General features: G+C 69.2%; 26 protein-coding genes. 13 read left to right on the forward strand and 13 right to left on the reverse strand.

Annotated features, from left to right (window positions below; genetic code table 11):
• Nucleotides 1-8: 8 nt before the first annotated feature.
• Nucleotides 9-1,643 carry a DAK2 domain-containing protein gene (locus AB7I40_RS00500; protein WP_428346429.1) on the reverse strand — a complete coding sequence of 545 codons (1,635 nt, stop codon included), beginning with the start codon at nt 1,641-1,643 and terminating at the stop codon, nt 9-11.
• Nucleotides 1,644-1,824: 181 nt separating this feature from the next.
• On the opposite strand from AB7I40_RS00500, the gene rpmB reads away from it, so the two are divergent.
• Nucleotides 1,825-2,010: a 50S ribosomal protein L28 gene (rpmB, locus tag AB7I40_RS00505; protein ID WP_428346430.1), complete on the forward strand. Its 186-nt coding sequence runs from the start codon at nt 1,825-1,827 to the stop codon at nt 2,008-2,010.
• A 58-nt stretch (nt 2,011-2,068) separates the two neighbouring features.
• On the opposite strand, the gene AB7I40_RS00510 is transcribed toward rpmB, so the two are convergent.
• Nucleotides 2,069-3,019, reverse strand: a complete 951-nt coding sequence (locus AB7I40_RS00510) for a thiamine-phosphate kinase (protein ID WP_428346431.1) — start codon at nt 3,017-3,019, stop codon at nt 2,069-2,071.
• 117 nt (nt 3,020-3,136) lie between these two features.
• Between AB7I40_RS00510 and AB7I40_RS00515 the strand changes: the two genes are divergently transcribed.
• Both AB7I40_RS00515 and AB7I40_RS00520 read left to right on the forward strand, forming a co-directional pair.
• Entirely contained in the window at nt 3,137-3,373 is a 237-nt protein-coding gene (locus AB7I40_RS00515; protein ID WP_428346432.1) for an Lrp/AsnC family transcriptional regulator, read from the forward strand.
• Between the two features lie 32 nt (nt 3,374-3,405).
• Nucleotides 3,406-3,867: a DUF3515 domain-containing protein gene (locus AB7I40_RS00520; protein WP_428346433.1), complete on the forward strand. Its 462-nt coding sequence runs from the start codon at nt 3,406-3,408 to the stop codon at nt 3,865-3,867.
• Between the two features lies 1 nt (nt 3,868).
• Here AB7I40_RS00520 and AB7I40_RS00525 read toward each other — a convergent pair whose 3' ends face one another.
• Together AB7I40_RS00525 and pyrE are read right to left on the reverse strand one after the other, a co-directional pair.
• Nucleotides 3,869-4,975, reverse strand: coding sequence for a D-alanine--D-alanine ligase family protein (locus tag AB7I40_RS00525; RefSeq protein WP_428346434.1), 1,107 nt, complete (start codon nt 4,973-4,975; stop codon nt 3,869-3,871).
• Complete coding sequence (gene pyrE / locus AB7I40_RS00530; protein ID WP_428346435.1) at nt 4,972-5,526, reverse strand: orotate phosphoribosyltransferase; 555 nt, start codon at nt 5,524-5,526, stop codon at nt 4,972-4,974. The genes AB7I40_RS00525 and pyrE overlap by 4 nt, the downstream gene beginning before the upstream one ends.
• Nucleotides 5,527-5,809: 283 nt before the next feature.
• Between pyrE and AB7I40_RS00535 the strand changes: the two genes are divergently transcribed.
• A complete protein-coding gene (locus AB7I40_RS00535) occupies nt 5,810-6,619 on the forward strand; it encodes an endonuclease/exonuclease/phosphatase family protein (RefSeq protein WP_428346436.1) in 810 nt (269 codons plus the stop codon).
• 20 nt (nt 6,620-6,639) lie between these two features.
• Nucleotides 6,640-7,713, forward strand: coding sequence for a trans-sulfuration enzyme family protein (locus AB7I40_RS00540; RefSeq protein WP_428346437.1), 1,074 nt, complete (start codon nt 6,640-6,642; stop codon nt 7,711-7,713).
• A gap of 20 nt (nt 7,714-7,733) precedes the next feature.
• On the opposite strand, the gene AB7I40_RS00545 is transcribed toward AB7I40_RS00540, so the two are convergent.
• A complete protein-coding gene (locus AB7I40_RS00545) occupies nt 7,734-8,735 on the reverse strand; it encodes an NAD(P)H-dependent glycerol-3-phosphate dehydrogenase (RefSeq protein ID WP_428346438.1) in 1,002 nt (333 codons plus the stop codon).
• Nucleotides 8,732-9,499 (reverse strand): lysophospholipid acyltransferase family protein, encoded by a 768-nt coding sequence (locus AB7I40_RS00550; protein ID WP_428346439.1) that lies wholly within the window; start codon nt 9,497-9,499, stop codon nt 8,732-8,734. The genes AB7I40_RS00545 and AB7I40_RS00550 overlap by 4 nt, the downstream gene beginning before the upstream one ends.
• 65 nt (nt 9,500-9,564) lie before the next feature.
• Between AB7I40_RS00550 and cofC the strand changes: the two genes are divergently transcribed.
• Complete coding sequence (gene cofC / locus AB7I40_RS00555) at nt 9,565-10,194, forward strand: 2-phospho-L-lactate guanylyltransferase (protein ID WP_428346440.1); 630 nt, start codon at nt 9,565-9,567, stop codon at nt 10,192-10,194.
• A 1-nt stretch (nt 10,195) separates the two neighbouring features.
• On the opposite strand, the gene AB7I40_RS00560 is transcribed toward cofC, so the two are convergent.
• The 3 genes from AB7I40_RS00560 to leuC form a co-directional block, all read right to left on the reverse strand.
• Entirely contained in the window at nt 10,196-10,867 is a 672-nt protein-coding gene (locus AB7I40_RS00560; protein ID WP_428346441.1) for an HU family DNA-binding protein, read from the reverse strand.
• A gap of 214 nt (nt 10,868-11,081) precedes the next feature.
• A complete protein-coding gene (gene leuD / locus AB7I40_RS00565; protein WP_428346442.1) occupies nt 11,082-11,690 on the reverse strand; it encodes a 3-isopropylmalate dehydratase small subunit in 609 nt (202 codons plus the stop codon).
• A gap of 3 nt (nt 11,691-11,693) precedes the next feature.
• The gene (gene leuC, locus AB7I40_RS00570; protein WP_428346443.1) at nt 11,694-13,097 is read right to left on the reverse strand and encodes a 3-isopropylmalate dehydratase large subunit; all 1,404 of its coding nucleotides are present in this window, start codon (nt 13,095-13,097) and stop codon (nt 11,694-11,696) included.
• Between the two features lie 101 nt (nt 13,098-13,198).
• Between leuC and AB7I40_RS00575 the strand changes: the two genes are divergently transcribed.
• A complete protein-coding gene (locus tag AB7I40_RS00575) occupies nt 13,199-13,921 on the forward strand; it encodes an IclR family transcriptional regulator (protein ID WP_428346444.1) in 723 nt (240 codons plus the stop codon).
• A gap of 8 nt (nt 13,922-13,929) precedes the next feature.
• Here the strand turns inward: AB7I40_RS00575 and AB7I40_RS00580 are convergent, their stop codons facing one another.
• The 3 genes from AB7I40_RS00580 to AB7I40_RS00590 are packed head-to-tail and all read right to left on the reverse strand — an operon-like array spanning nt 13,930 to nt 16,672.
• Nucleotides 13,930-14,409 (reverse strand): methylated-DNA--[protein]-cysteine S-methyltransferase, encoded by a 480-nt coding sequence (locus tag AB7I40_RS00580; protein ID WP_428346445.1) that lies wholly within the window; start codon nt 14,407-14,409, stop codon nt 13,930-13,932.
• 1 nt (nt 14,410) lies between these two features.
• Nucleotides 14,411-15,925 carry an AlkA N-terminal domain-containing protein gene (locus tag AB7I40_RS00585; protein ID WP_428346446.1) on the reverse strand — a complete coding sequence of 505 codons (1,515 nt, stop codon included), beginning with the start codon at nt 15,923-15,925 and terminating at the stop codon, nt 14,411-14,413.
• A gap of 33 nt (nt 15,926-15,958) precedes the next feature.
• Nucleotides 15,959-16,672 (reverse strand): VOC family protein, encoded by a 714-nt coding sequence (locus tag AB7I40_RS00590; RefSeq protein WP_428346447.1) that lies wholly within the window; start codon nt 16,670-16,672, stop codon nt 15,959-15,961.
• Nucleotides 16,673-16,741: 69 nt separating this feature from the next.
• Between AB7I40_RS00590 and AB7I40_RS00595 the strand changes: the two genes are divergently transcribed.
• On the forward strand, nt 16,742-18,097 hold the full coding sequence (locus tag AB7I40_RS00595; protein WP_428346448.1) for an MFS transporter: 1,356 nt from the start codon (nt 16,742-16,744) through the stop codon (nt 18,095-18,097).
• Nucleotides 18,098-18,134: 37 nt separating this feature from the next.
• Here the strand turns inward: AB7I40_RS00595 and AB7I40_RS00600 are convergent, their stop codons facing one another.
• Nucleotides 18,135-18,494, reverse strand: coding sequence for a YciI family protein (locus AB7I40_RS00600; RefSeq protein ID WP_428346449.1), 360 nt, complete (start codon nt 18,492-18,494; stop codon nt 18,135-18,137).
• Between the two features lie 368 nt (nt 18,495-18,862).
• Here AB7I40_RS00600 and AB7I40_RS00605 point away from each other — a divergent pair, with 368 nt between their 5' ends.
• From AB7I40_RS00605 to AB7I40_RS00625, 5 genes are all read left to right on the forward strand, one after another.
• Nucleotides 18,863-19,573, forward strand: a complete 711-nt coding sequence (locus AB7I40_RS00605; RefSeq protein WP_428346450.1) for a hypothetical protein — start codon at nt 18,863-18,865, stop codon at nt 19,571-19,573.
• 164 nt (nt 19,574-19,737) lie between these two features.
• Nucleotides 19,738-20,328 (forward strand): copper chaperone PCu(A)C, encoded by a 591-nt coding sequence (locus AB7I40_RS00610; protein ID WP_428346451.1) that lies wholly within the window; start codon nt 19,738-19,740, stop codon nt 20,326-20,328.
• A 164-nt stretch (nt 20,329-20,492) separates the two neighbouring features.
• The gene (locus AB7I40_RS00615) at nt 20,493-21,557 is read left to right on the forward strand and encodes a Dyp-type peroxidase (protein ID WP_428346452.1); all 1,065 of its coding nucleotides are present in this window, start codon (nt 20,493-20,495) and stop codon (nt 21,555-21,557) included.
• Nucleotides 21,558-21,574: 17 nt separating this feature from the next.
• A complete protein-coding gene (locus tag AB7I40_RS00620; protein WP_428346453.1) occupies nt 21,575-22,363 on the forward strand; it encodes a DsbA family protein in 789 nt (262 codons plus the stop codon).
• Nucleotides 22,360-23,004 (forward strand): vitamin K epoxide reductase family protein, encoded by a 645-nt coding sequence (locus tag AB7I40_RS00625; RefSeq protein ID WP_428346454.1) that lies wholly within the window; start codon nt 22,360-22,362, stop codon nt 23,002-23,004. The genes AB7I40_RS00620 and AB7I40_RS00625 overlap by 4 nt, the downstream gene beginning before the upstream one ends.
• Nucleotides 23,005-23,018: the final 14 nt, after the last annotated feature.

Below are 23,018 nucleotides of genomic sequence, written 5' to 3' on the forward strand. Positions count from 1 at the left end.
TCTCCTGACTACTCGACCGAAACCAGGAGCGGATAGCGCTCCTGCCCACCGTCGTACACCACGACGTCGACAAGCGGATGCTGGCGCTCGAGGTAGGCGGCGCAGCGTTCGGCCAGTCCGGCGCTCTGGGCTCCCTGGACGAGGGTGACGAGCTCCCCGCCACCACCGATGAGGCGCTCGATGATGTCGGTGGCGACAGCGTCGTGGTCATGCCCGACGGCCACGAAGTCGCCGTCCACCACCCCCAGGATGTCGCCCGGCTCGCACGGGCCGCCGCTGGTGATCGCCCGGCGAGCAGCGACCGTCACCGCGCCGTGTCGGGCATGGCGAGCCGTGGCCGTCATCTCGAGTACGTCGGCCTCGAACGTCCGGCCGGGCTCATGGACGGCCAGGGCAGCCAGGCCCTGCACCTGCGCCTCAGTGGCGATGACCGCGACGGTGACCTCGCCGCTCTCCTCGGCGGTGCGCGCCGCGATCTCCGCGCTGCGCCGGGTGTCGGGATCGTTGGGCAGGACGACCACCTCGGCGGCGCCCGACTCCACGATGGCCTCGAGGAGCATGCCGACGCTGGGGCGCTGACCCGGGACGGCCCCGACCACGAGGGCACCTGCCTGCGCGAAGAGCTGCTGGAGGCCAGGGCCGGCAGCCACGGCCACGACCTTGCGTCCTCGTCGGCTGGCCGGTCTGCTCCGGGAACCGGCCAGTTGGTCCGCGAAGTGGGTCACCCGCACCCGGTGGGGCCGCCCGGCCTCGATCCCGGCCTCGATGGCTGCCCCGACGTCGTCGACGTGCACGTGGACGTTCCACAAGCCGCCGCCCCCCACCACGACCAGGGAGTCACCCAGGCGGGCGAGATCGGTCCGCAGCCCGGCGATGCTGTCGTCCTCGGCGTCCAGGAGGTACATCACCTCGTAGGCGGGTCCGTCCTCGGTCAGGTCGCCGGTCGGCAGCGGGACGGGGATCGGACGGCGGGCACCCTTGCCGCCGACGGCAACCCGCCCGGTGAGCACCGTCTCCGCGGCGTCGAGGATGACGCAGAGACCGCGCCCGCCAGCGTCCACCACCCCGGCCTGCTTGAGCATGGGCAGCTGGTCAGGGGTGCGTTCCAGTGCCGCCCGCGCTTCGGCGGCCGCCTTCTCCACCACGAACCCGAGCCGTCGGTCCTCCTCCTCAGCTGCCGCGAGGGCCGCGTTGCTGGCCGAGCGGGCGACGGTCAGGATCGTTCCCTCGACCGGCACGCCCACAGCGGCGTAGCTCGCGTCGGTGGCCTCGGCCAATGCCTGTGCGAAGACCAGGGCGCTGCGGTCGTCGGGGCGGGACCGGGCGACCCGGAGCGCCATGGCCCCCAGCAACTGGGAAAGGATCACCCCGGAATTGCCTCGCGCCCCGAGCAGCGCTCCACGCGCGAAAGCGGCCAGGGCGCTGCGCAGGTCGGCAGCCGGGTCGCCGCCGGTGGCCTCCTGGAGCGCGTCACGGGCCGCGGACATGGTCAGGAACATGTTGGTCCCGGTGTCACCGTCGGGCACCGGGTAGACGTTGAGGGCGTCGATCTCCTCGCGTGCCTCGCCCAGCTCGGTCGTGGCAAGATCAGCGAGTCGCAGGAGGACGGCGAGGTCGAACGTCGCCACCTGCTCGTCGGTCATCCTGGTCCTCTGTGCACTCGGTCGTCGGAGGTGTCAGGCTAGTGGCTGAACCACGATTCGCGTCGTACGACGGGCATCGGATACTCTTGTGCGGTTGCCCGCTGCGGGACCTCCTCCGACCAGTCGGACCGGTCCCCGGGCACATCCAGACCAGAATCAACGATCATTCCAGGAGTTCCCGGTGGCTGCCGTCTGTGACATCTGCGCGAAGAAGCCCGGCTTCGGCAACAACCGTCCGTGGTCCCGCAAGATCACGAAGCGTCGTTTCGACCCCAACATCCAGCGGGTGCGCGCGACCGTGAACGGCACGCCCAAGCGCCTCAACGTCTGCACCGGCTGCATCAAGGCCGGCAAGGTCAGCCGCTGACCTGAACCGTTCCGTGAGGGGCCGTCACCGTGAGGTGGCGGCCCCTCACGGCGTTCGATCAGAAATGCGTCCAGCCGGTCGGGCCCTCGTAGGCCTCACCGTCGACCGTGACCCCCTCGCCCTCCGACACCGAGCCGATCCGCAGCCAGCCGGCGGGCAGGTCGTCGGCTGAGGGGTACGTCGCGAGCAGGGCATGGTCGTCACCGCCGCCCAGGATGAACTGCATCGGGTCCGCCCCCAGGGCCGCACCGACGGCCTGGAGCGGCTCGGCGATCTCGAAGGCGTCGGTGCGGATATCGATGGCCACGCCCGAGCCTCCCGCCAGGTGACCGGCCTCAGCGAGCAGTCCGTCGGAGATGTCGATCATCGACGTGGCGCCGGCCTCGGCGGCAATCGCCCCAGCGCCGTACGGCGGCTCGGGACGCCGGTAGGCCTCGACGAGCACGCGGGGCGAGCGAAAGCCCCGGCCCAGTACGGCGAGGCCGCCCGCCGCCCAGCCCTGTCGTCCCGTGATCGCCACGACATCCCCTGGTCTGGCCCCGGAGCGGACGACCGGGGCGATGGTGCAGGCGCCCAGCACGGTGACAGCGATCATCACCTGGTCGGCGCGGGTCAGGTCGCCGCCCACGATGCTGGCCCCGACCAGGGCGCACTCGTCAGCGAACCCGCGGGCGAAGTCGAGGGCCCACTGAACGGGAAGCTCACCGGGGGCGGCGAGTCCGATGGTCAGGGCGGTGCCCTGGCCGCCCATCGCGTTGATGTCGGAGAGGTTCTGGGCGGCGGCCCGGTGGCCGACGTCCTCGGCTGTCGCCCAGTCCCGCCGGAAGTGCCGACCTTCCACCATGAGATCGGTCGAGACGACCACATGGCCGGTGCGGATCCGCAGCACCGCGGCATCGTCCCCGGGACCGATCAACACCTGCTCGCTCTGAGGGAACAACGAGGTGAGTGCGTCGATGAGACCGAACTCCCCCACATCGGCGAGCGTGGCGTCTGGCGGAAAGGGCATGAGCCCATCCCACCAGACGCCCGCTGCTCTAGGTGGACCCCGCGCCTACCGGCTCGCGGTCGGGCGCGATAGGTTGAGCCGGAAGTCACATCTCCGAAACAATCATGAGGAGTCACGATGGTCGTCCAGGCCTACATCCTGATCCAGACAGATGTCGGCAAGGCAGCCGATGTGGCCAAGGCGATTGCCCAGATCAAGGGCGTCACCCTGGCCGAAGACGTGACCGGCCCCTATGACGTGATCGTCCGCGCCGAGGCGCGCAACGTCGACGAACTCGGCAAGCTCGTGGTCTCGAAGGTGCAGAACCTCGACGGGATCACCCGCACCCTGACCTGCCCGGTCGTGCACATCTGAGCGGTCCCACGCCTCGACGCCCCGGAGCCCTGGTGGCCCGGGGCGTCAGTGTGTGTGCCCTCCTGTTGCTGTTGGGCGCCTGCGCCAAGGAGCCGGTGGCGATCGAGCACACTGCCCCGGCCCCGGACGACGCGGCACGTTGCCGGGATCTGGTCGAGGCTCTGCCCGACAAGCTCTCCGGCGAGCAACGGCGCCTCGTCTCCCCTGCGGCCGCCCTCGGTGCGGGTTGGGGGGACCCGCCCATCGTGCTGACCTGTGGCGGCGACTGGCCCGTCCCTGACGTCGCTGCCTGCCAGGAGGTCGACGGTGTCGGCTGGTACGTCCCGGAGTCCGCCTTCGACGACCAGTCCGCCGATGTCGTCATGACGTCGATCGGGTGGTCGCCTGCTGTCCAGGTCGAGCTGCCCGCGGACTACCGACCCCCCGCAGGGGTCATGGTCGCGCTGGCCCCACTGATCAAGAAGGCGCTGCGCGCAACGACTCCCTGCAGCTGAGTCAGCGCAGCCCGGTGTCACGCACGAGAGCCAGCCGGATGAGGCGGTCGACGAGCTCGGGATAGTCCACACCGCTGGCGGCCCACATGCGTGGGAACATCGACAGACTCGTGAACCCCGGCATCGTCTCGACCTCGTTGAGCACGATCCGGCCGTCGGGGAAGACGAAGAAGTCCACCCGCGCCAGCCCTTCGCAGTCGAGTGCCTCGAACGCCTGGACTGCCGTCGTCTTGATCCGGGCGGCCAGCGCGGGTTCCACGTCGGCGGGTACGTCGAGCGCGGTGTTCTCCTCGGGCAGGTACTTCGCCTCGAAGTCGTAGAACTCGTGGTGGGGGTCGACGCGGATCTCCGCGAGCTCGCTGGTGGCATGCGGTTCGGTCCCGAGTCCCTGCAGGACTCCGCACTCGATCTCGCGCGCGCCCACGGCGGCAGCCTCGACCACGACCTTGGGGTCGAACCTGCGCGCCTCGTCGATGGCTGCGTCCAGGCGGTCCAGCGTGTCGACCCTGCTGATGCCGAACGAGGAACCTGCCCGAGCGGGCTTCACGAAGACCGGGAGCCCGAGGGCCGCGATGTCCTGCCGGATCCGGGCCTGCTCCGTCGCCCAGCCACGCTGGGTCACGACGACGTACGGCAGGACCGGCAGGTCCTGAGCCTCGAAGAGACGCTTCATGAACACCTTGTCGGTGCCCACCGCGGAGGAGAGGACCCCGGCCCCGACGTAGCGAACTCCGGCCATCTCGAGCAGTCCCTGCAGAGTGCCGTCCTGCCCCCAGGGCCCGTGCATCACCGGGAACACCACATCGACCTCACCGAGCGTGCGGGGGAACTCCCCAGGTTCGTGCACCACGATCTCCTGGCCGGACCCGATGACCACCTCGGTCGACCCGGTGACGACGGGGAGCTCACCGTGGGGACCGAGCTCGAGCGCGTTCGTGGCAGGGTTCTCCAGCACCCACCGACCGTCACGGGTGATCCCCACCGGGACCACCTCGTAGGTTTCCCTGTCGATCGCCTTCAGCACACTGCCTGCGGAGATGCACGAGATCGAGTGTTCACTCGAGCGACCGCCGAAGACGACGGCCACCCGCGGTTTGCGATGGTTCACGCGCGCGCTTCGGCGTTGACGGCATCCAGCAGGGCCTTGGTCAGCACCGAGCGCACCTCGAGGCCGACGTCGGCGAGCGGGTTGCCACCGACCGGGCTCCGGTCGATGGCGCAGATGACCGTCTCCACGATGGCACCCTCATCACGCAGCGCCCGCGTGGCGTCGCGAACCGCTCCCCCGGTCGTGATCACGTCCTCGATCAAAGTCACGCGTCGACCCTCGACCACACCACCCTCCGCGAGCTTGCAGGTGCCGTACTCCTTGGCCTGCTTGCGAACGAACAGCCCAGGCAGGCCGGTCCGGGCACTCAGAACCGTGGCGATCGGGACGCCGCCGAGCTCCAGACCGCCCAGCAGCTCGGTGTCGGCGGGCACCAGACCGACCATCTGGTCGACCACTCGTGCGAGCAGCAACGGGTCCGCCTCGAACAGGTACTTGTCGAAGTACTCGCTCGCCGTCTGGCCCGATCTGAGCGTGAATTCGCCTGTCAACCGGCACGCGGCATCGATGTCGCGGGCGAGCGCTGTCAACTGGTCCAGGTCTGAGGTCACGGCCGTCATCATGCCAAAGGGGTCCTCGAGGATTCGACCGGCAGGGCCATGCAAAGTAAAATCCGACGAATCCGCCACGCGTCCGGCCCCCAACACCTACTGTCAACCGGACGATCCTCGGGCCCAACGGCGGGTCTGTGGTCGTAGCGCTGTCCGAAGAGAAGTCCCCCAGCTTTCGCGGAGTAGTCCTATGCCTTTCACGCGTCCTTTTGCGCTCCTTGCCTGCAGTCTTGCCGCCGTAAGTTTATCGCTGACAGGGGTAGCACCTGCTCCCGCCACGCCGATGAATGCCGCGGCTCTGCCCGTCGCGAAGGAGCAGGTCGGCGTCCGGATCGGCTCCTACAACATTCTGTGCACCGTCGGCGTCGGTACCTTCCGCTCTGCGGTCGAGGAACTGACCACCCGGGTCGAGGTCGCCGGGCTGCAGGAGGTCAACAGCAAGGACAAGGAGGCCGTCTTGGCCTCGCTGAGCAGCAGGGGCTGGAACTACTTCCGCTCGAAGGTGACCAACGCCGTGCAGAATCCGGTGATCTGGGACACCAACCGCTTCCGGTTCCTCGACGGCCGCGCAGTCAAGCTCAACGACGGCACCTACATCGGCAAGGAGATGCCCAAGCACTACGTGAAGTCGATGTTCGCCACGGTGGTGCACCTCCAGGACCTGCAGTCGGGTCAGAAGATCTCGATCGTCAACGTGCACCTCGTGCCAGGAGCGACGACGAAGGGCCGCCCCACGCCGGGTCGGCCGCGGCTGTACCGGGTCTTTCGCACCCAGGTCCACAACGTCGCCGTACTCACCAAGACCGAGCGCGCCTGGGGTCGGACCTTCGTGATGGGTGACTTCAACATCGGCTGGGTCGCCGACGAGCGTGAGCGGTTGCCACGGATGCCCTTCATGTCGTTCAAGCGCCAGACCATGCCCTCGATGTGGGCCACTGACCGTCCCACGACCAAGCGCGGCACCCACCAGCAATCGCTGATCGACCAGGTCTGGTCCACGACCAGGGCGACCTCGTCGACCGTGGCGTTCGACATGAAGTTCTCCGACCACCACCCGGCCATCGCGGGCTACCAGCTCGACGTGGTGTCCTAGACGCGATCTAGGCTGGGGGCATGAGCGACTCCCCCACGTCACCCAGGCCGGCCACGGTGGCGGTGCACGCCGGGCGCCCCGACCACACCCCCGACCATCCGTTCAGCACGCCGGTCACCTTCGCCTCCACCTATGTGGCCGGGGGTGACCTCGAATACGGCCGCTACGCCAATCCGACGTGGACGGCGTTCGAGGACGCGCTCGGGTCGCTCGAGGGCGGACGCTGCCTGTCCTTCGCCTCCGGCCTGGCCGCGGTCGCCACGATCCTGGATCTGGTCGGGCAGGGCCACAAGGTGGTCGCACCGCGACACTCCTACAACGGCACGGTGCTCCAGTTGGCCGACCTCGAGGCGCGGGGCCGCATCGTGGTCGAGCTCGTGGACCTCACCGACACCGATGCGGTCGTGAAGGCCTGCGACGGCGCGTCGTTGGTGTTTCTCGAGTCCCCGACCAACCCTGCTCTGGAGGTCGCTGATCTTCCGCCGATCATCGCGGCGGCGCACGAGGCCGGCGCCTACCTGGTGGTCGACAACACCTTCGCAACCCCGTTGCTGCAGCAACCACTGGCATTGGGCGCCGACCTCGTGGTCCACTCCGCGACCAAATACATCTCCGGGCACAGCGACGTCCTCATGGGCGCGATCGTGACCTCCGATGACGAGCTCTACGACGTGCTCAAGAAGCGCCGCGACCTCATCGGCGCGGTGCCCGGGCCGATGGAGTCCTTCCTCGCCCTGAGGGGCCTGCGCACGCTGCACCTGCGCGTCGAGCGGGCCCAGTCCAACGCCCAGACCCTCGTCCGGCGCCTGGCGGAGCACCCGGCGGTGGGCGAGGTGCGCTACCCCGGCTTCGGCGGCATCGTGAGCATCGTGCTTGCCCAGGGTGCGATCGCAGCCGATCTGCTCACGCACAAGACGAAGCTCTGGGTCCACGCCACGTCTCTGGGCGGGGTCGAGTCCACCTTCGAGCGCAGACGGCGTTGGAAGACCGAGCCCGCAACCATTCCCGAGGGGCTGGTCCGGATGTCGGTCGGGATCGAAGACGTCGAAGACCTCTGGGACGACCTGCGCAAGGCTCTGGACGACCTGGCCTGAGTTCTCCTCGGAGCCCTGGGTCAGTCGGTCTCGGCCTTGGTGTCGCGGGCGATGAACGCACTCATCATCTCTGGTGCGGTCATGGTGCCGTCGACGACAGCCTTCACGTGCTGAGCGATGGGCGCATCGACGCCGGTGGCGTTTGCCAGGTCGAGCAAGGAGGCGCAGGACTTGGCGCCTTCGGCGACCTGTCGGGTCGAGGCGTAGATCTCCTCGGTGGTCATGCCCTTGCCCAGCTTCTCGCCGAACGTGCGGTTGCGCGACAGCGGCGAGGAGCAGGTCGCGACCAGGTCGCCAAGGCCGGCCAAGCCCATCAGCGTCAACGGGTTTGCCCCCAGAGCCATCGCCAGGCGGGCGGTCTCGGCCAGACCTCGCGTGATCACCGAAGCAGTGGTGTTGTCGCCGAATCCGAGGCCCACCGCCATGCCCACGCTGAGCGCCACGACGTTCTTGTAGGCCCCACCGAGCTCGCACCCGAGTACGTCGACCGACGTGTAGGGGCGGAACGCCGCGGAGTGACAGGTCGCCTGCACCCACCGAGCGACCGACTCGTCGGTGCAGGCGATGACCGAGGCGGCGGGCTCCCGCATCGCGATCTCGTGGGACAGGTTCGGCCCGCTGACCACTGCGATCCGCTCGGGACCGGCGCCGGTGACCTCGGCGATCACCTCGCTCATCCGCTTGGTGGTGCCGAGCTCGACACCCTTCATGAGGGAGACCATCACGACGTCGTCGGGGATGAACTGCGCCCAGTCGACGAGATTGCCACGCAGCGTCTGGGAAGGCACCGCGAGCACCATCATTTCGGCACCCGCGAGGGCACGCTCCGGATCGTGGGTGGCGGAGATGCTTGGCGGCAGGGCGATCCCCGGGAGGTAGTCGGTGTTCTCGTGCTGCTCGTTGATCGTCGTACAGACCTCCTCACGGCGAGCCCACAACGTCACGTCGGCGCCCCCGTCAGCCAGGACGAGCGAGAACGCCGTACCCCAGGAGCCTGCACCGAACACGGCGACCTTGGTCATGATCCGTCCTTCTTCTTGCGGTGGGGGTTGCCGACCTCGGTGACGCCGGAGGCCCGGGGGTCGAAGCGGAGCGCGGGAGCATGTTCGTGACGCAGGTCCTCGACCAGTCCAGTGATCGCCGCCATGATCCGGTCCGTGGCCTCGTGGACCACCGCGAGGGTCGGCTCCCGGACCAGCAGGTCCTCGAGGTCGACCGGGTCGCCGACCTTGAGGTGCACGGTCTTGCGGGGCAGCAGGTGCGGCTTCTTGGTGTAGGCCGGGAGGATCTCCTGGACTCCCCACTGCCCCACGGGGATCACGGGGCAGCCGGTCGCGAGGGCGATGCGTGCGGCTCCCGACTTGCCGCGCATCGGCCAGCCGTCGGGATCCCGAGTGAGCGTGCCCTCGGGGTAGACGATGATGGCCTTGCCGTCCCGGATGCCCTGGACCGCCGCCTCGTAGGCCCCTGCGGCCTCGCTGGTCATGCGCGAGACGGGGATCTGGCCAGCTGAGCGGAGGAAGCCGCCGAGTGCCTTGTTGGTGAAGAGGCCGGACTTCGCCAGGTAGCGCGGCGTACGCCCGGCGTCGTTGACCAGGTGCGCGGAGGTGAACGGGTCCAGGTGGGACACGTGGTTGAAGACCACGACGCAGCCACCCGTGGCGGGGATCTTGTCGATGTCGATCCAGTCGCGCTTGGTGAAGGCGAACAGCGCCGGCTTGAGGATCGCGACAGCCGTGAGCACGGCCCAGCCACGCCTCTCGCGACGGACCTTCGACGCTGTCATGTCTCGCCTTCTCGTGGGTTGCTCGACCGAATGCAGGCTACCGGTTCTCTGGCAGGATCTCGGTCATGGACGACTCCGGATGCAGGTTCGTCGTCGTGGTGCCGATCAAGCCCCCCGCACGAGGCAAGAGCCGCTTGGTGCAGTTGCCCGACGCCGAGCGGATCGAGCTCGCCAGGGCGTTCGCCCTGGACACGGCTATGGCGGCCCAGCAGGTCGGCTCGGTGGTGGCCGTGCTGGCCCTGACTGACGACTTCAGGCTGGCCGCCGAGCTGGCGGCCACGGGATGTGTGGTGATGCCCGATGCGGTCAGTGACGACCTCAACGCCAACCTGACGCAGGCCGCGTTCGAGGTCGCCCGGCGTTGGCCGCAAGCAGGTGTGGTCGCGCTGTGCGCCGACCTCCCTGCGCTGCGCGCCTCGGAGCTCGAATCCGCTCTCCAGGCAGTGCCTGCGACAGGGGCCGCCTTCGTGGCAGACGCCAGCGGCACCGGCACCACCTTGTACGCCGCCCGCCGCGCCACCGACTTCGCCCCGACCTTCGGGCACCTCTCGGCCAACCGTCACCTTGACAGTGGCGCAGTCGCCCTCGACGGCGACTGGCCCTCATTGCGCCAGGATGTGGACGAGGTCGGGGACCTCGGGCGCGCTCTGGTGCTGGGCGTCGGTGCGCACACGCGCAGCGTCACCGGCCGCTAGATCAGGAACCCTCGGTCCCAGCCGCCTTCTTCGCAGTGGTCTTCTTCGCCGGCGCCTTCTTGGCGGTGGTCTTCTTCGCCGTGGCCGTCTTGGCGGTGGCCGTCTTGGCGGTGGCCGTCTTGGCGGTGGCCGTCTTGGCGGTGGCCGTCTTGGCGGTGGTCTTCTTCGCCGTGGCCGTCTTGGCGGGCGCCCTCTTGGCGGGCGCCTTCTTGGCGGGCGCCTTGGCCGTTGCCTTCGCGGCGGGTGCCTTCTTGGCCGCCGGCTTGCTCGCGGGCGCCGCAGCGGTCTTCGTCGCCGGGGCTGCCTTCGTGGCGGCCGGCTTGGCGGACGCCGCTGGCTTGCGGGTCATGCCGGGGACGGCCGGCAGGCTGGCCAGGGTGAGCGCGGGGAGCTTCTTCGCGCCGGAGATGACGTTCTTGAGGTCCGCACCCGGGTTGAACTTGGGGACGGCGGTCTTCTTGGCCTTGAGCTTCTCGCCGGTCTGGGGATTGCGGACCCAACGGGCGGGGCGGATGCGCTTCTCGAAGGAGCCAAAACCGGTGATGGCGACCTTCTCACCCTTCGCGACCTCGCGGGTGATGGTGTCGAGCACCGCGTCGAGCGCGTGTGCGGCCGCCTTGCGGTTGCCCTCGTAACGTGCGGCGAGCGCGTCGATGAGTTGCGTCTTGTTCACTGGCTTCCCTTCCCACGAACCCTGCGAGCAGGCAGTTGCCCGACGCTGTTCCTAGGCACGCTAGGCAGTCCGACCCGGGACCACAATCACCGCAAGGGGTTTTGACCTGCCTATTTCGTGCCCAACGGATACCCGCCGGCGGCCGGGACCCCCGGTTGAAGGGGGCCCGAGGCACGAATCAACGCCGCCATCGGGCATGACGTGACGGGAGGGGTCAGGAGGCGTGCAGCGTGGCGGGCTTCCAGCTCGGGCGGCTCGCCTCGTAGGCGGCGATCTCGGCCTCGCGGCCGAGGGTGATGCCGATGTCATCGAGGCCTTCGAGCAGCCGCCATCGGGTGTAGTCATCGATGTCGAAGGAGTCCTCGATGGCATCCGGACCGTCGCCGGCGCGAACCGTCTTCGACTCCAGGTCCACGGTCACGCTCGCACCGGGGTGGTCCTCGAGGTGATCCCAGATCCGCTGGACGACCTTCTCGTCGACCTCGGCCGCCAGCAGCCCGGCCTTGCCCGAGTTGCCCCGGAAGATGTCGGCGAAGCGGGAGGAGATGACGACCTTGAAACCGTAGTTCTGCAGCGCCCACACCGCGTGCTCCCGCGAGGATCCGGTCCCGAAGTCGGGTCCGGCGACCAGCACCGAGCCCGCGGCGTACTCCGGGCGGTTGAGGACGAAGGAGGGGTCGTTGCGCCAGGCGGCGAAGAGCCCGTCCTCGAAGCCGGTCCGGGTCACCCGCTTGAGGTAGACCGCCGGGATGATCTGGTCGGTGTCGACGTTGCTGCGGCGCAGCGGTACGGCGACACCGGTGTGGCTGGTGAACTTCTCCATGACTCAGGCCTCCAGGTCGGCGGGCGAGGAAAGGGTGCCGCGAACGGCAGTGGCGGCGGCGACGGGGATCGAGACCAGGTGGGTGCGACCACCCTTGCCCTGACGCCCCTCGAAGTTGCGGTTGGAGGTCGAGGCGCTGCGCTCCCCCGGGGTGAGCTGGTCGGGGTTCATGCCCAGGCACATCGAGCAGCCCGCTCCACGCCACTCGGCTCCGGCGTCCTTGAAGATCACGTCGAGGCCTTCCTGCTCGGCCTGTAGCCGCACGCGCACCGAGCCTGGTACGACGAGCAGGCGGGTGTCAGGGGCGACGTGGTGGCCCTCGATGATGCTGGCGGCGAGCCGCAGGTCCTCGATGCGCCCATTGGTGCAGGAGCCGACGAACACCGTGTCCACCTTGACCTCGCGCATCGGGGTCCCGGCTTCGAGGGCCATGTACTCCAGCGCCTTCTCGGTGGCGATCTTGTCGCCTTCGGACTCGAAGTCGTCGGGGCTGGGCACCTTGCCACCCAGCGGCACACCCTGGCCGGGGTTGGTGCCCCACGTGACGAAGGGGGTCATCGTCGAGGCGTCGAGGACGATCTCCTTGTCGAACTCGGCGTCCTCATCGGTGAGCAGGGTCTTCCAGTGCGCCACCGCAGCGTCCCAGTCGGCTCCCTTGGGAGCCTCGGGCTTGCCCTCGATGTAGTCGAAGGTCGTCTGATCGGGAGCGATGAGGCCAGCCTTGGCGCCCCATTCGATGGACATGTTGCACACGGTCATGCGGCCCTCCATCGAGAGCTCCTCGATGGCCTGCCCGCGGTACTCCACGATGTAGCCCTGCCCACCGCCGGTGCCGGTGTGGGCGATGAGCGTGAGCACGAGGTCCTTCGCGGTGACGCCGGGCTGCAGGCTCCCGTTGATGGTCACCGCCATGGTCTTCGGCCGGGCCTGCATCAGCGTCTGAGTCGCCAGCACGTGCTCGACCTCGGAGGTGCCGATCCCGAAGGCGATCGCCCCGAACGCGCCGTGGGTGCTCGTGTGGGAGTCCCCGCACACGATCGTCATGCCTGGCTGGGTGAGGCCGAGCTGCGGGCCCACCACGTGCACGATGCCCTGCTCGATGTCACCGAGCGGATGGAGCCGCACGCCGAACTCCGCGGCGTTGCGGCGCAGGGTGTCGACCTGGGTCTTGGAGACCGGGTCGGCGATCGGCTTGTCCCAGTCGATGGTGGGGACGTTGTGGTCCTCCGTGGCCAGGGTGAGGTCCGGGCGCCGTACGGTGCGACCGGCCAGGCGGAGGCCGTCGAAGGCCTGCGGCGAGGTGACCTCGTGAATGAGGTGGAGATCGATGAAGAGCAGGTCGGGTTCTCCGTCGGCACTGCGGACGACGTGCTCGTCCCATACCTTCTCGGCCAGGGTCTTGCCCACGACTCTTCCTCCTCGTGCGGGTGGTCGTCGATGACCACATCGTTCAATTCGCTGACCAGCGTACGCTTGCATCCCATTCCCTGAGATGAGAGTATCGCCATATGGACAACGGATCTGGTGTCGGCGTACTCGACAAGGCGGCCCTCGTGCTGACCGCTCTCGAGTCGGGCCCGGCAACGCTCGCCGGCCTGGTCGCCGGCACCGGACTGGCCCGCCCCACCGCCCACCGCCTCGCCGTCGCCTTGGAGCACCACCGGCTGGTGGCTCGCGACATGCAGGGCAGGTTCGTGCTCGGTCCGCGACTCTCGGAGCTGTCGGCGGCCGCCGGGGAGGACCGGCTCCTGGCCGCTGCCGGGCCGGTGCTGGCCAGGTTGCGCGACATCACCGGCGAGTCCGCCCAGCTGTGGCGCCGTCAAGGTGAGCATCGCGTCTGCGTCGCCGCGGCCGAGCGGCCCAGCGGCCTGCGCGACACGATCCCGGTCGGCTCCCAGCTCACCATGCGGGCCGGCTCCGCAGCCCAGGTGCTGCTGGCCTGGGAGGACCCCGAGCGGATGCACCGAGGCCTGCAGAACGCCGCCTTCTCCGCGACCGCGCTCTCGGGCATCCGTCGCCGGGGCTGGGCGCAGTCGGTCGGCGAGCGCGAGCAGGGAGTGGCGTCGGTGTCGGCTCCGGTGCGCTCCCCCAGCGGCAAGATCATCGCCGCGGTGTCGGTGTCCGGACCCTTGGAGCGGCTCTCGCGTCAGCCCGGGCGGATGCACGCTCCGGCCGTGCTCGCCGCCGCCGAACGGCTCAGCGAGTCACTGCGCCGCGCCGCGGCCGAATAGCGCCGGTCTCAGAAGAGCGCGTCCTGCTCCAGCTCGAGCAGGAGCTGCTTGCGAGCGAGCCCGCCAGCGTAGCCCGTGAGTGTCCCGTTGGCCCCGATGACCCGGTGGCAGGGGATCACGATCGGGATCGGGTTGCGCCCGTTGGCCAGGCCGACGGCCCGCGAGGCCGCGTTGGTCTTGCCCAGGCGGTGCGCGATCTCGCCGTATGACGCGGTCTCACCGAAGCCGATCCCCTGCAACTGGTCCCAGACCCGCTTCTGGAAGTCGGTGCCCTCAGGCGCCAGGGGCAGGTCGAACTCCTTCAGGTCGCGCGCGAAGTAGGCCCGCAGCTGTCGCACCGCCTCGGCGAGGACGGCGTCGTCAGCGGCCTCGCGTCCGAGGGGCCGGCCAGAGGTGGTGCCGAACGGGGTGAACTCGATCGCGGTGATCGAGCCGTTGTGCTCGACGATGCGCAGGTCGCCGATCGGTGACTCCATGACGGTCCACATGTCAGTTCTCCTTGGGTTCTGTGGTCTCGACAGGCTCGAGCACCGATGGCATCAGGGTGTTCCACAGGTGCATGAGGGCATAGGAGCGCCAGGGCCGCCAGGCCTCGCTGGTGGCGATCACGGCGGCTGGTTCGTGGCCCAGGCCGGTGAGCGCGTTGCGCACACCGATGTCGGTGGGCAGGAAGACGTCCGGGTGCGCCAGCGCCCTCAGGGCCAGGTAGTCGGCCGTCCAGGGCCCGATCCCGGGCAGCTCGAGAAGCGCACGGCGTACGTCGTCGCGGTCCGGGCCGCGGTCGAGAGCGAGCTTCCCGCCGGCCAGCGCGGCGCTCACCGCGATCAGGGCGCGCCCGCGGGAGCGGGGCATCGGCAGGTCCTCGGCGTCGAGCGTGGCGAGCCGGGACACGTCGGGGAACAGATGGGTCAATCCCGGGATGGTGGTCGCGACCGCGCGACCGTAGGACTGCACCAGACGGCTGGTCACGGTGCAGGCACCCACTACGCTGACCTGTTGGCCGATCACGGTGCGCACGGCTGTCTCGTTGCCCTCGACCTGTCCGGGCACCCGGAGGCCGGGCGTGGCTCGGGCCAGCGGGCCGATGACCGGGTCGCCGGCGAAGTGGTCGTCGACGGCCACCGGGTCGCAGTCGGCATCGACCAAGCGGCGGGCCCGCTCGACAGCGGCCGCCGTGTCCCTCAGGTCCTCCAGCACGAAGGTCGCCGGCACGAAGGCGGTCTCGCCGACGAGCGGCGCGTCGGCCAGGTCGAGTCGAACGGTCCCGGATCCGTGAGGCAGGTCCAAGGTGCGCGCGTACCACCCGTCGCCGGCCGTCTCGACTCCCGCGATGAGGTGGTGGGCCAGGAAGTTCAGCATCGCCCGGCCGGCGAACGGAGTGCGGACCGCCAGGCGCATGGTCACCGTTCCGGTGGCGGAGTGCTGGCCGGTACGGCGCCGGCCGCGCAGTTGGGTCGGCGTGCTCGCGTAGACCTCGCGCACGGTGTCGTTGAACTGACGGATGCTGGCGAAGCCGCTGGCGAAGGCCACTTCGGCGAAGGTCAGGTCGGTGGTCTCGATGAGCACTCGCGCGGTCTGGGCCCGTCGAGCCCGGGCCAGCGCCAACGGGCCGGCGCCCAGCTCGGCGGTCAGCACCCGGGTCAGGTGGCGTGAGGTGTAGCCCACCCTGGCAGCGAGGCCCTCGACCCCGTCACGGTCGATCACCCCGTCGGCGATCAGGCGCATGGCTCGACCGGCCGCGTCGGCGGCCACGTCCCAGTCCGGACTCCCGGGAGTCGCGTCCGGCAGGCAGCGCTTGCAGGCGCGGAAGCCGGCGGCCTGCGCTGCGGCAGCGGTCGGGAAGAAGCTCACGTTGGCCAGACCCGGCGTACGGGCCGGACAACTGGGCCGGCAATAGATGCCCGTGGTGTGCACGGCGGTGTAGAAGATCCCGTCGAAGCGCCGGTCCCGGCTCTTGACGGCGCGGTAGCACGACTCGGTGTCCAGTCGCTCGATCTGCTGCATGTCCTTGAGTCTGGCGGAATTCGGACGCCAGATCTAGCGGGAATCAGACACCACGTCGACCCGCTGCGCCTCCTCCACGAACGCGCAGAACTCGTTGCCCTCCGGGTCGGCGAGGACGGTCCAGCGGATCTCGTCGTCCGGCAGACGAAGGACGCTCGCGCCGTGCTCGATCAGGGGATCCAGGCCGGGGAGCTCGAGGTCCCAGTGGATACGGTTCTTCACCGTCTTCGGCTCGGGCACGGGGACGAAGACCAGGTGCGCGAACGGCGCGCCGGGGATGTCCTCGATGCCGCCCCAGCCGTGCTCCTCGTCGTACTCCCATCGCCCACCGAGCACGCCCGCCCACCACTGCGTGAGCCTCGCCGGGTCGGCGCAGTCGACGACGACCTCGTACAGGCGCGTCTCCGGCACCTCATCCCGAGGGAAGGCACAGAACTCACCCCCCTCCGGATCACGCAGGACCTTCCACCGGAAGGACTCGAGGTCGAGCGGCGTCGCTCCGAGGTCGAGTACGTCGTCGACGTCGGCGACGTGCACGTCCAGGTGCACACGTTGCTTGACCGTCACGGGCTCCGGCACCCGGGCCAGCCAGATGGTCGACTGCGGGGTCGGACCGGTCAGCTGCACCATCTCTGGGCTGCTCTCCCGGATCTCGAGCCCGAGCGCCGCGGCCCAGAACGGGCCGAGCAGCGGTGGGTCGACAGCGTCGATGCTCAGGTCCTTGAAGGTGGCGATGGCTGCGGTCACCCGAACATCATGCCGAATCATCACCAGGCGGATTGACCGAGACCCGACCCGACGTCCTACGGTCGGTCAGTGACCCCTTCCGCCGCCACGGGCGCAAGCCGCCTGCGGCTGCTCTCCCCCACGTACGCCGCCACCACGGTCGGGATGTTCGCGCTGGTCGCCTTCGCCGCGTTCGAGGCCACCGCGGTCACCACAGTGATGCCGACGGTCGCCCGTGAGCTCGACGGAGTGGGGCTCTATGCCCTCTCGTTCGCCGCCCCCCTGGCCAGCGGCGTGGTCGGGATGGTTGCCGCCGGTGCCCGCAGCGACCGCGGCGGCCCGGTGGTCCCGCTCCTGGTGGCGCTCGTGCTGTTCTCGGCGGGCCTGGTCGTCTGCGGCACCGCACCGTCGATGCAGGTCCTGGTCGCCGGCCGCGTCCTCCAGGGACTCGGCGGCGGCGCCCTGACCGTCTGTCTCTACGTCATCGTCGGCCTGGTCTTCCCCCCGGTCCTCCAGCCCGCGATCTTCGCGAGCTTCGCAGCAGCCTGGGTCCTGCCATCACTGTTCGGGCCAGCCCTTGCCGCATTCGTCGCGCACGCCGTCGGGTGGCGATGGGTCTTCCTCGGCGTGGTGGCTCTGGTCGCGGCATCCACCCTGCTGATCGTGCCCGCGCTGCGAGGGCTGGCGCCGCGCGACGAGGTCGGTGAGCCCTCGAGGGCGCGCCTGATCTGGGCCATGATCGGTGCGACGGCGGTGCTGGTCCTCGAGCTCGTCGGCTCCCGGGACGACGCGATGGCACTCCTGGCTGCCCTGGCGCTGGGCGTCGTCGTCCTCTCGCTCCGCCGGCTGCTGCCCGCCGGTGCGCTGCTCGCCCGACCCGGACTGCCTGCGGTGATCAGCACGCGCGGCCTGCTGAGTGCCTCCTTCTTCTGCGCCGAGGCCTACATCGTCTTCGTGCTCCAGGACCGCTGGGGCCTGAGCCCCGGCACCGCCGGGCTGGCGCTGACGGCCGTCGGCGTGGTGTGGGCCAGCGCCAGCCAGGTGCAGTCGCGGCTCGGACAGCGCATCACGGACGTCGCGGCCATGCGGTGGGGCACCGGACTCGTGCTCGCAGGCACGGCGGCCCTGGTGATGGTCGTGGTCGCCGACGCGCCACCCTGGCTCGCCATGGCGACGTACGTCGTGTCCGGTGCGGGGATGGGGTTCGGCTACCCACGCACCGGGGTGGCGATGCTCGCCGCGTCGACCGACTCCGACCGGGGCTTCAACTCCGCCGCGCTCTCGATCGCCGACTCCCTCGGCGGGGCGATCTCACTCTCGCTGTCGGGCATCGTGTTCGGGGTCGCGACCAGGATGGACGTCGACCCGTTCGCGTCGGTCTTCGTGCTGGCGGCCGGACTCGCCGCGATCGGAGTGGTCACGGCCTGGCGGACCGCACCGCGCTGAGCCTGCCGGCTGGCCCAGCGGGGCTGCGACCGCGACGTCAGCCAGCCGGCCGTTGCGGCTTGAAGCGACGCACCTCGTGGGGCCAGCCACAGGCCTCCGCGACCTTGCCCGCCCACATCGTGGCGGTCTCGTCGTCGGGCACCTCGATCAGGGCGAACCCGCCCAGGAACTCCTTGGTCTCGACGTAGGGCCCGTCGGTGATCAGCACGGCCCCGCTCGTCGGGTCGGCACTGTAGATCGGGCCGTCCTCCTCCTCCAGCCCTCCGGCGAACACATAGACGCCGGCGGCCTTCATCTCGTCTGTGACCGCCATCGCCAGGGGTCCGCGCTCGCTGTACCACTCCTCGGGGTGATCGCCCACCCACTGCTGGTTGAAATAGATGAGGTACTTGCTCATGTCCGCTCCTTCTCCTCGGCCGACCCACTGGTCCGCGTCCACCTTCTCCACGAACGGGGACCGGCGAATCCGACACCCTCCCCTGAGAATGAATACACCCGCCCAGGTCAACTGGACATCCGGAGGAGACGCCGTCCATCGGCTCCGGCTCGACCGGCCACAGCGGCAGCAGCGCAGCAGGGCAACTGCCAGGCTCAGCTCGCCATCATCGCGAGGACCTGGTGACGGGATGAACCCAGGGAACCTCGCCGAGTGCCCATCACCACCACGGTCCTCGTGGGCGAACGCCGACGCAAGGCGGTGTCGCGTCTGAGCGCGAACGACGCAGCCCGAGTCCGCTCCGCCCCCGACGAGCCATCGGTGCGCCCGTGCGAGAATCGACCACCATGGAGGCCCACATGGACCGGTGCGTGCTGTGGGCGCGCGCCGGCGCACTGGGTTCCATCGCGTTCGGCCTCGGCATCGCCGGTCACGTCTCGGCGGAAGGGCTGCTACCCGGGCCGGTCGTGCTCGTCGTCATGCTGCTGGTGGCACTGCTGAGCAGCGCGTCGCTGCTGAAGCGGCCCGCGTCCGGACTCAGACTGGTGGCGATGTTGGTCGGGGGCCAGACCCTGGTGCACCTTGCCCTGACCGTGACCGCCGGGCACGCAGGCGACCCGGTCCGCACGTCCCTCGGGCATCGCTCGACTGCGCTGAGCTCCCTGCCAGTCGTGGACGGGCACCGCGTCGGATCACTCCAGGACGCCTACCAATCGGTCGCTGGTCAGCCGTCAGGGACTCCGACCCTGCCCGTGGGTCACCTGGTGAACGACATGTCGACGCACGCGCCGATGATGATCGCTCACCTCGCGGCGGCAGCCCTTGTCGGACTGTGGCTGGCCTATGGCGAACACTGCCTGTGGACGGTGATCGCCCTCACCGGACGACGCGTTCGTGCGATCACCTACGCCCTTGTCCCGTTGCTGATCGACCTTCCTGGATCAGGGGCCCGATCCGGTGGCCTCACACTGGCGGTCCCGGTCTGCTGGTGGCAGGCACGTCCCCCGTCTCGTCGAGGCCCACCGACTCTCTCTGCCTGATCGCACGTCCTCCGATTGGCCCGCGTGGGTGCCCGGTGGGCGCGCGGTCGCGCGCCACCTGTGCCCTTCGGGGCTCAGGCCACACCTCAGGCGACTTGGGCACCAGGCGGTCCTGCGACCGCGCTGCCCGGGCGCCTCCACCACACCGACGAACAGGAACCAACATGCACACAAACCGTCTCATCGCCGCCTTGGGCGGCGCCGCCCTGATGCTGGCAGTAGGAGCCTGCGGGGACACGTCCACCGGGGTCGCGAGTGACGCCGAGTCAACAACGTCGTCTCCCAAGGTCACCACCGAGGCGAGCTCGCTCAGCATCAAGGACCCGTGGGTGAAGTCCGCCACGAGCGGCATGACCGCAGCTTTCGGCACTCTCGAGAACAGTGGACCCACCGACGTCACGATCGTCTCCGCGACCAGCAGCATCACCAGTTCGATGGAGCTCCACGAGACCGTGGAGAACTCCGACGGAAGCATGGCGATGCAACCCAAGAAGGGTGGGTTCACCATCGCCGCCGGCGCTGATCACGAGCTCGCCCCCGGCGGCGACCACCTCATGATCATGGACCTGAACAAGGCACTCAGACCCGGAGAGGTCGTCACCATCACACTCACCCTCGAAGACGGAAGCACCATGGACATCGAGGCGACGGTCAAGAGCTTCTCGGGCGCTGACGAGAACTACCAGAACGGCGATGACTCGGACATGGGCGACATGGACATGGGCCCGAGCGAGGATTCCTCGGAAGGCATGTGATGACAGCCGACCCCCGCCGATGGGGCCGGCGCCAGCTTCTTCAGACCAGCGCCGTCGCCCTCGGGGGCGCCGGTGCTGGCTGGACTGCAGCTGCCGCCCTGGTCCCGTCCGAGACTTCGGCAGCGCCGAATCCATCGCCGTCTGGTGCCGCGCCGATGCCGGGCATGCAGACGGTCCCCTTTCATGGGGCCCACCAGGCAGGTGTGGCGACGCCACCCCAGGCACACCTGACCCTACTCGGGCTCGACCTGCACCCCGGAGTCGGGCGCGAGGGCCTTGGTCGCCTCATGAGCCTGCTCAGTGACGATGCGTCCAGACTCACCCGTGGCCTGCCTGCACTGGCCGACACCGAGCCCGAGCTCGCCGAGAACCCAGCACGGCTCACGGTCACCTTCGGGTTCGGTCCCCGCCTGGCAGCCGAGAGGTTCACCCGCTCGGGGGGGCGCGTCACGCCTCTGCCGGCGTTCCGGACCGACCGACTCGACCCATCCTGGGGCCAGACCGACCTGGCGATCCAGATCTGCGCCGACGATCCCCTGACGCTCACGCACGCGCGCCGGATGATCCTCAAGGACTCCGTGGACTTTGCGCGGGTGAGGTGGGTGCAGGACGGATTCCGGCACGCCCGGAGCACGGTTCCCGACGGAACGACCATGCGCAATGTCATGGGGCAGGTCGACGGGACTCTCAACCCGGTCGAAGCCGAACCGGACTTCGCGCCTCTGATCTGGTCGCAGGAGTCTGGCTTCGAAGGCGGCACCTTCATGATCGTGCGGAGGATCCGCGCGGAGATGGAGGCGTGGGACAAGGTCGACCGCGTCGGGCGAGAGGCCGCTGTGGGACGGCGTCTCAACACCGGAGCACCGCTCACTGGCGACTCCGAACACGACGAACCTGACTTCGCGGCCACGGATCGACTCGGCTTCCCGGTCATCGATCCGGCAAGTCATATCGCCCGCGCGCGCACAGACGACCCGGCCCAGCGGTTCCTGCGTCGCGTCTTCAACTACACGGTCCCGGACCCGACTCGTCCCACCGGCGAGGACAGCGGCCTGGTGTTCATCGCCTTCGCAGCCGATGTCGAGCGCCAGTTCGTCCCGATCCAACGCCGACTTGCCGCTCTGGACCGGCTGAACGAATGGGTCACCACGATCGGCTCCGCCGTGTACGCCGTTCCCCCGGGAGCGGCCGAGGGCCGGTACGTCGCCCAGCACCTCCTCACCGACTGAAACCCTAGGAGAGCCTCATGGCCAAGAAGAAGAAGCAGACACCCAAGCTGCCGCCCATCAACCCGGACCTGCCCGATAGCAAGTCCGAGCGGCGCGCCGAAGTGGCGCAACTCATGCGCGAAAAGAAGATCCGGGCGCGACGCCGCACCATCGTCCTCCAGGCTCTCGTCGGGCTCGTCGCTGTCATCGCCGTCGTGGCCACGACGGTCGTCGTCCTCAACAACCGGGGCCCGGGAAGCTCGGCGACCCCACCGCCCGGCCTGACGGCAGACGGGGCGGTCCGCTTCGGAGCCGACGATGCCCCGGTCGTCCTCCAGGCGGTGGAGGACTTCCAGTGCCCGGTGTGTCGCCAGTTCGAGTCCGACGCCGGAGACCTGCTCCGCGGCTACCGAGAAGGCACCGACGTTGCAGTCGAGTACCGACCCATCGCGTTCCTCGACCGGATGTCCTCCACCGAATATTCCAGCCGCGCCCTGAACGCCTCCATGTGCGTGCTCGAAGCCTCAGGCAAGGACGCCTGGCTCCGCTACCACCAGGCCTTGTTCGACAACCAGCCCGAGGAGGGTGGTGAGGGCCTGCCCGACAGCGAACTGGTGAGCATGGCCAGCACCGTCGGGGCCACCAGCGACGACGTGAGGTCCTGCATCGAGGACCGGCGGTACGACGACTGGGCGCAGGAGACCACCGACGCCGCCTTCGACAACGGAGTCTCCGGGACGCCGACGATCTTCGTGAACGGGAGCAAGCTCGGAGGCTTCGACAATGCGACGATCACGTCGGCTGTTGAGGACGCGAGCGGCTCATGACCACCCCCGTCCCATCCTCCACGTCGATCGAGGAGCCCCAGAGCCACGTCGGCTCGACGCCGCGAGGCTCCGTGGTCCGACTGCGCGGCTTCGGCGTCGGCCTGGTCATCCTGGGATCGGCCGGTCTGCTTGCCGCATTCACGCTGACGGTCGACAAGTTCCGGCTGCTCGAAGACCCGTCGTTCGTGCCGTCCTGTGACCTGAACCCGGTGCTTTCGTGCGGGTCGGTCATGATCACCGACCAGGCATCGGTCTTCGGGTTCCCGAACCCGTTGCTCGGCCTCATCGGATTCAGTGTCGTCATCACCATCGGTGTGCTGCTCGCCGTCGGGACGCGGCCGCCTCGTTGGGTGATGGCAGGTCTCGCGGTGGGCGCGGCGGCCGGATTGGCGTTCTTCCACTGGCTGGCCTTCCAAAGCCTGTACCGCATCGGTGCGCTGTGCCCCTGGTGCATGGTGGTCTGGGCGGTGACGATCCCGATCGCAGTCTGGTCCATCCTGGTCGCGTTGCGGCTGATGGCTGACAGCCGCGTGGTCACGGCGCTCTGGTCTGTTCGATACCTGATCGTTCTGGCCTGGTACCTCGTGTTCGCAGTGCTCATCCTGGTTCGCTTCTGGGACTACTGGAGCACGCTCCTGTGAGGGGCTCTCGCGGC

It is taken from the genome of Nocardioides sp. (assembly GCF_050246775.1).
In the GTDB taxonomy this organism is placed as follows: domain Bacteria; phylum Actinomycetota; class Actinomycetes; order Propionibacteriales; family Nocardioidaceae; genus Nocardioides.

Bases quoted from the DNA above. Each gene is read 5' to 3' on its own strand.
- AB7I40_RS00500 (WP_428346429.1), bottom strand. From the start codon at position 1,643: ATGACCGACGAGCAGGTGGCGACGTTCGACCTCGCCGTCCTCCTGCGA.
- AB7I40_RS00510 (WP_428346431.1), bottom strand. From the start codon at position 3,019: ATGCCCTTTCCGCCAGACGCCACGCTCGCCGATGTGGGGGAGTTCGGT.
- AB7I40_RS00515 (WP_428346432.1), top strand. From the start codon at position 3,137: ATGGTCGTCCAGGCCTACATCCTGATCCAGACAGATGTCGGCAAGGCA.
- AB7I40_RS00535 (WP_428346436.1), top strand. From the start codon at position 5,810: ATGAATGCCGCGGCTCTGCCCGTCGCGAAGGAGCAGGTCGGCGTCCGG.
- AB7I40_RS00540 (WP_428346437.1), top strand. From the start codon at position 6,640: ATGAGCGACTCCCCCACGTCACCCAGGCCGGCCACGGTGGCGGTGCAC.
- AB7I40_RS00545 (WP_428346438.1), bottom strand. From the start codon at position 8,735: ATGACCAAGGTCGCCGTGTTCGGTGCAGGCTCCTGGGGTACGGCGTTC.
- AB7I40_RS00550 (WP_428346439.1), bottom strand. From the start codon at position 9,499: ATGACAGCGTCGAAGGTCCGTCGCGAGAGGCGTGGCTGGGCCGTGCTC.
- cofC (WP_428346440.1), top strand. From the start codon at position 9,565: ATGGACGACTCCGGATGCAGGTTCGTCGTCGTGGTGCCGATCAAGCCC.
- leuD (WP_428346442.1), bottom strand. From the start codon at position 11,690: ATGGAGAAGTTCACCAGCCACACCGGTGTCGCCGTACCGCTGCGCCGC.
- AB7I40_RS00575 (WP_428346444.1), top strand. From the start codon at position 13,199: ATGGACAACGGATCTGGTGTCGGCGTACTCGACAAGGCGGCCCTCGTG.
- AB7I40_RS00580 (WP_428346445.1), bottom strand. From the start codon at position 14,409: ATGTGGACCGTCATGGAGTCACCGATCGGCGACCTGCGCATCGTCGAG.
- AB7I40_RS00585 (WP_428346446.1), bottom strand. From the start codon at position 15,925: ATGCAGCAGATCGAGCGACTGGACACCGAGTCGTGCTACCGCGCCGTC.
- AB7I40_RS00600 (WP_428346449.1), bottom strand. From the start codon at position 18,494: ATGAGCAAGTACCTCATCTATTTCAACCAGCAGTGGGTGGGCGATCAC.
- AB7I40_RS00610 (WP_428346451.1), top strand. From the start codon at position 19,738: ATGCACACAAACCGTCTCATCGCCGCCTTGGGCGGCGCCGCCCTGATG.
- AB7I40_RS00615 (WP_428346452.1), top strand. From the start codon at position 20,493: ATGCAGACGGTCCCCTTTCATGGGGCCCACCAGGCAGGTGTGGCGACG.
- AB7I40_RS00620 (WP_428346453.1), top strand. From the start codon at position 21,575: ATGGCCAAGAAGAAGAAGCAGACACCCAAGCTGCCGCCCATCAACCCG.
- AB7I40_RS00625 (WP_428346454.1), top strand. From the start codon at position 22,360: ATGACCACCCCCGTCCCATCCTCCACGTCGATCGAGGAGCCCCAGAGC.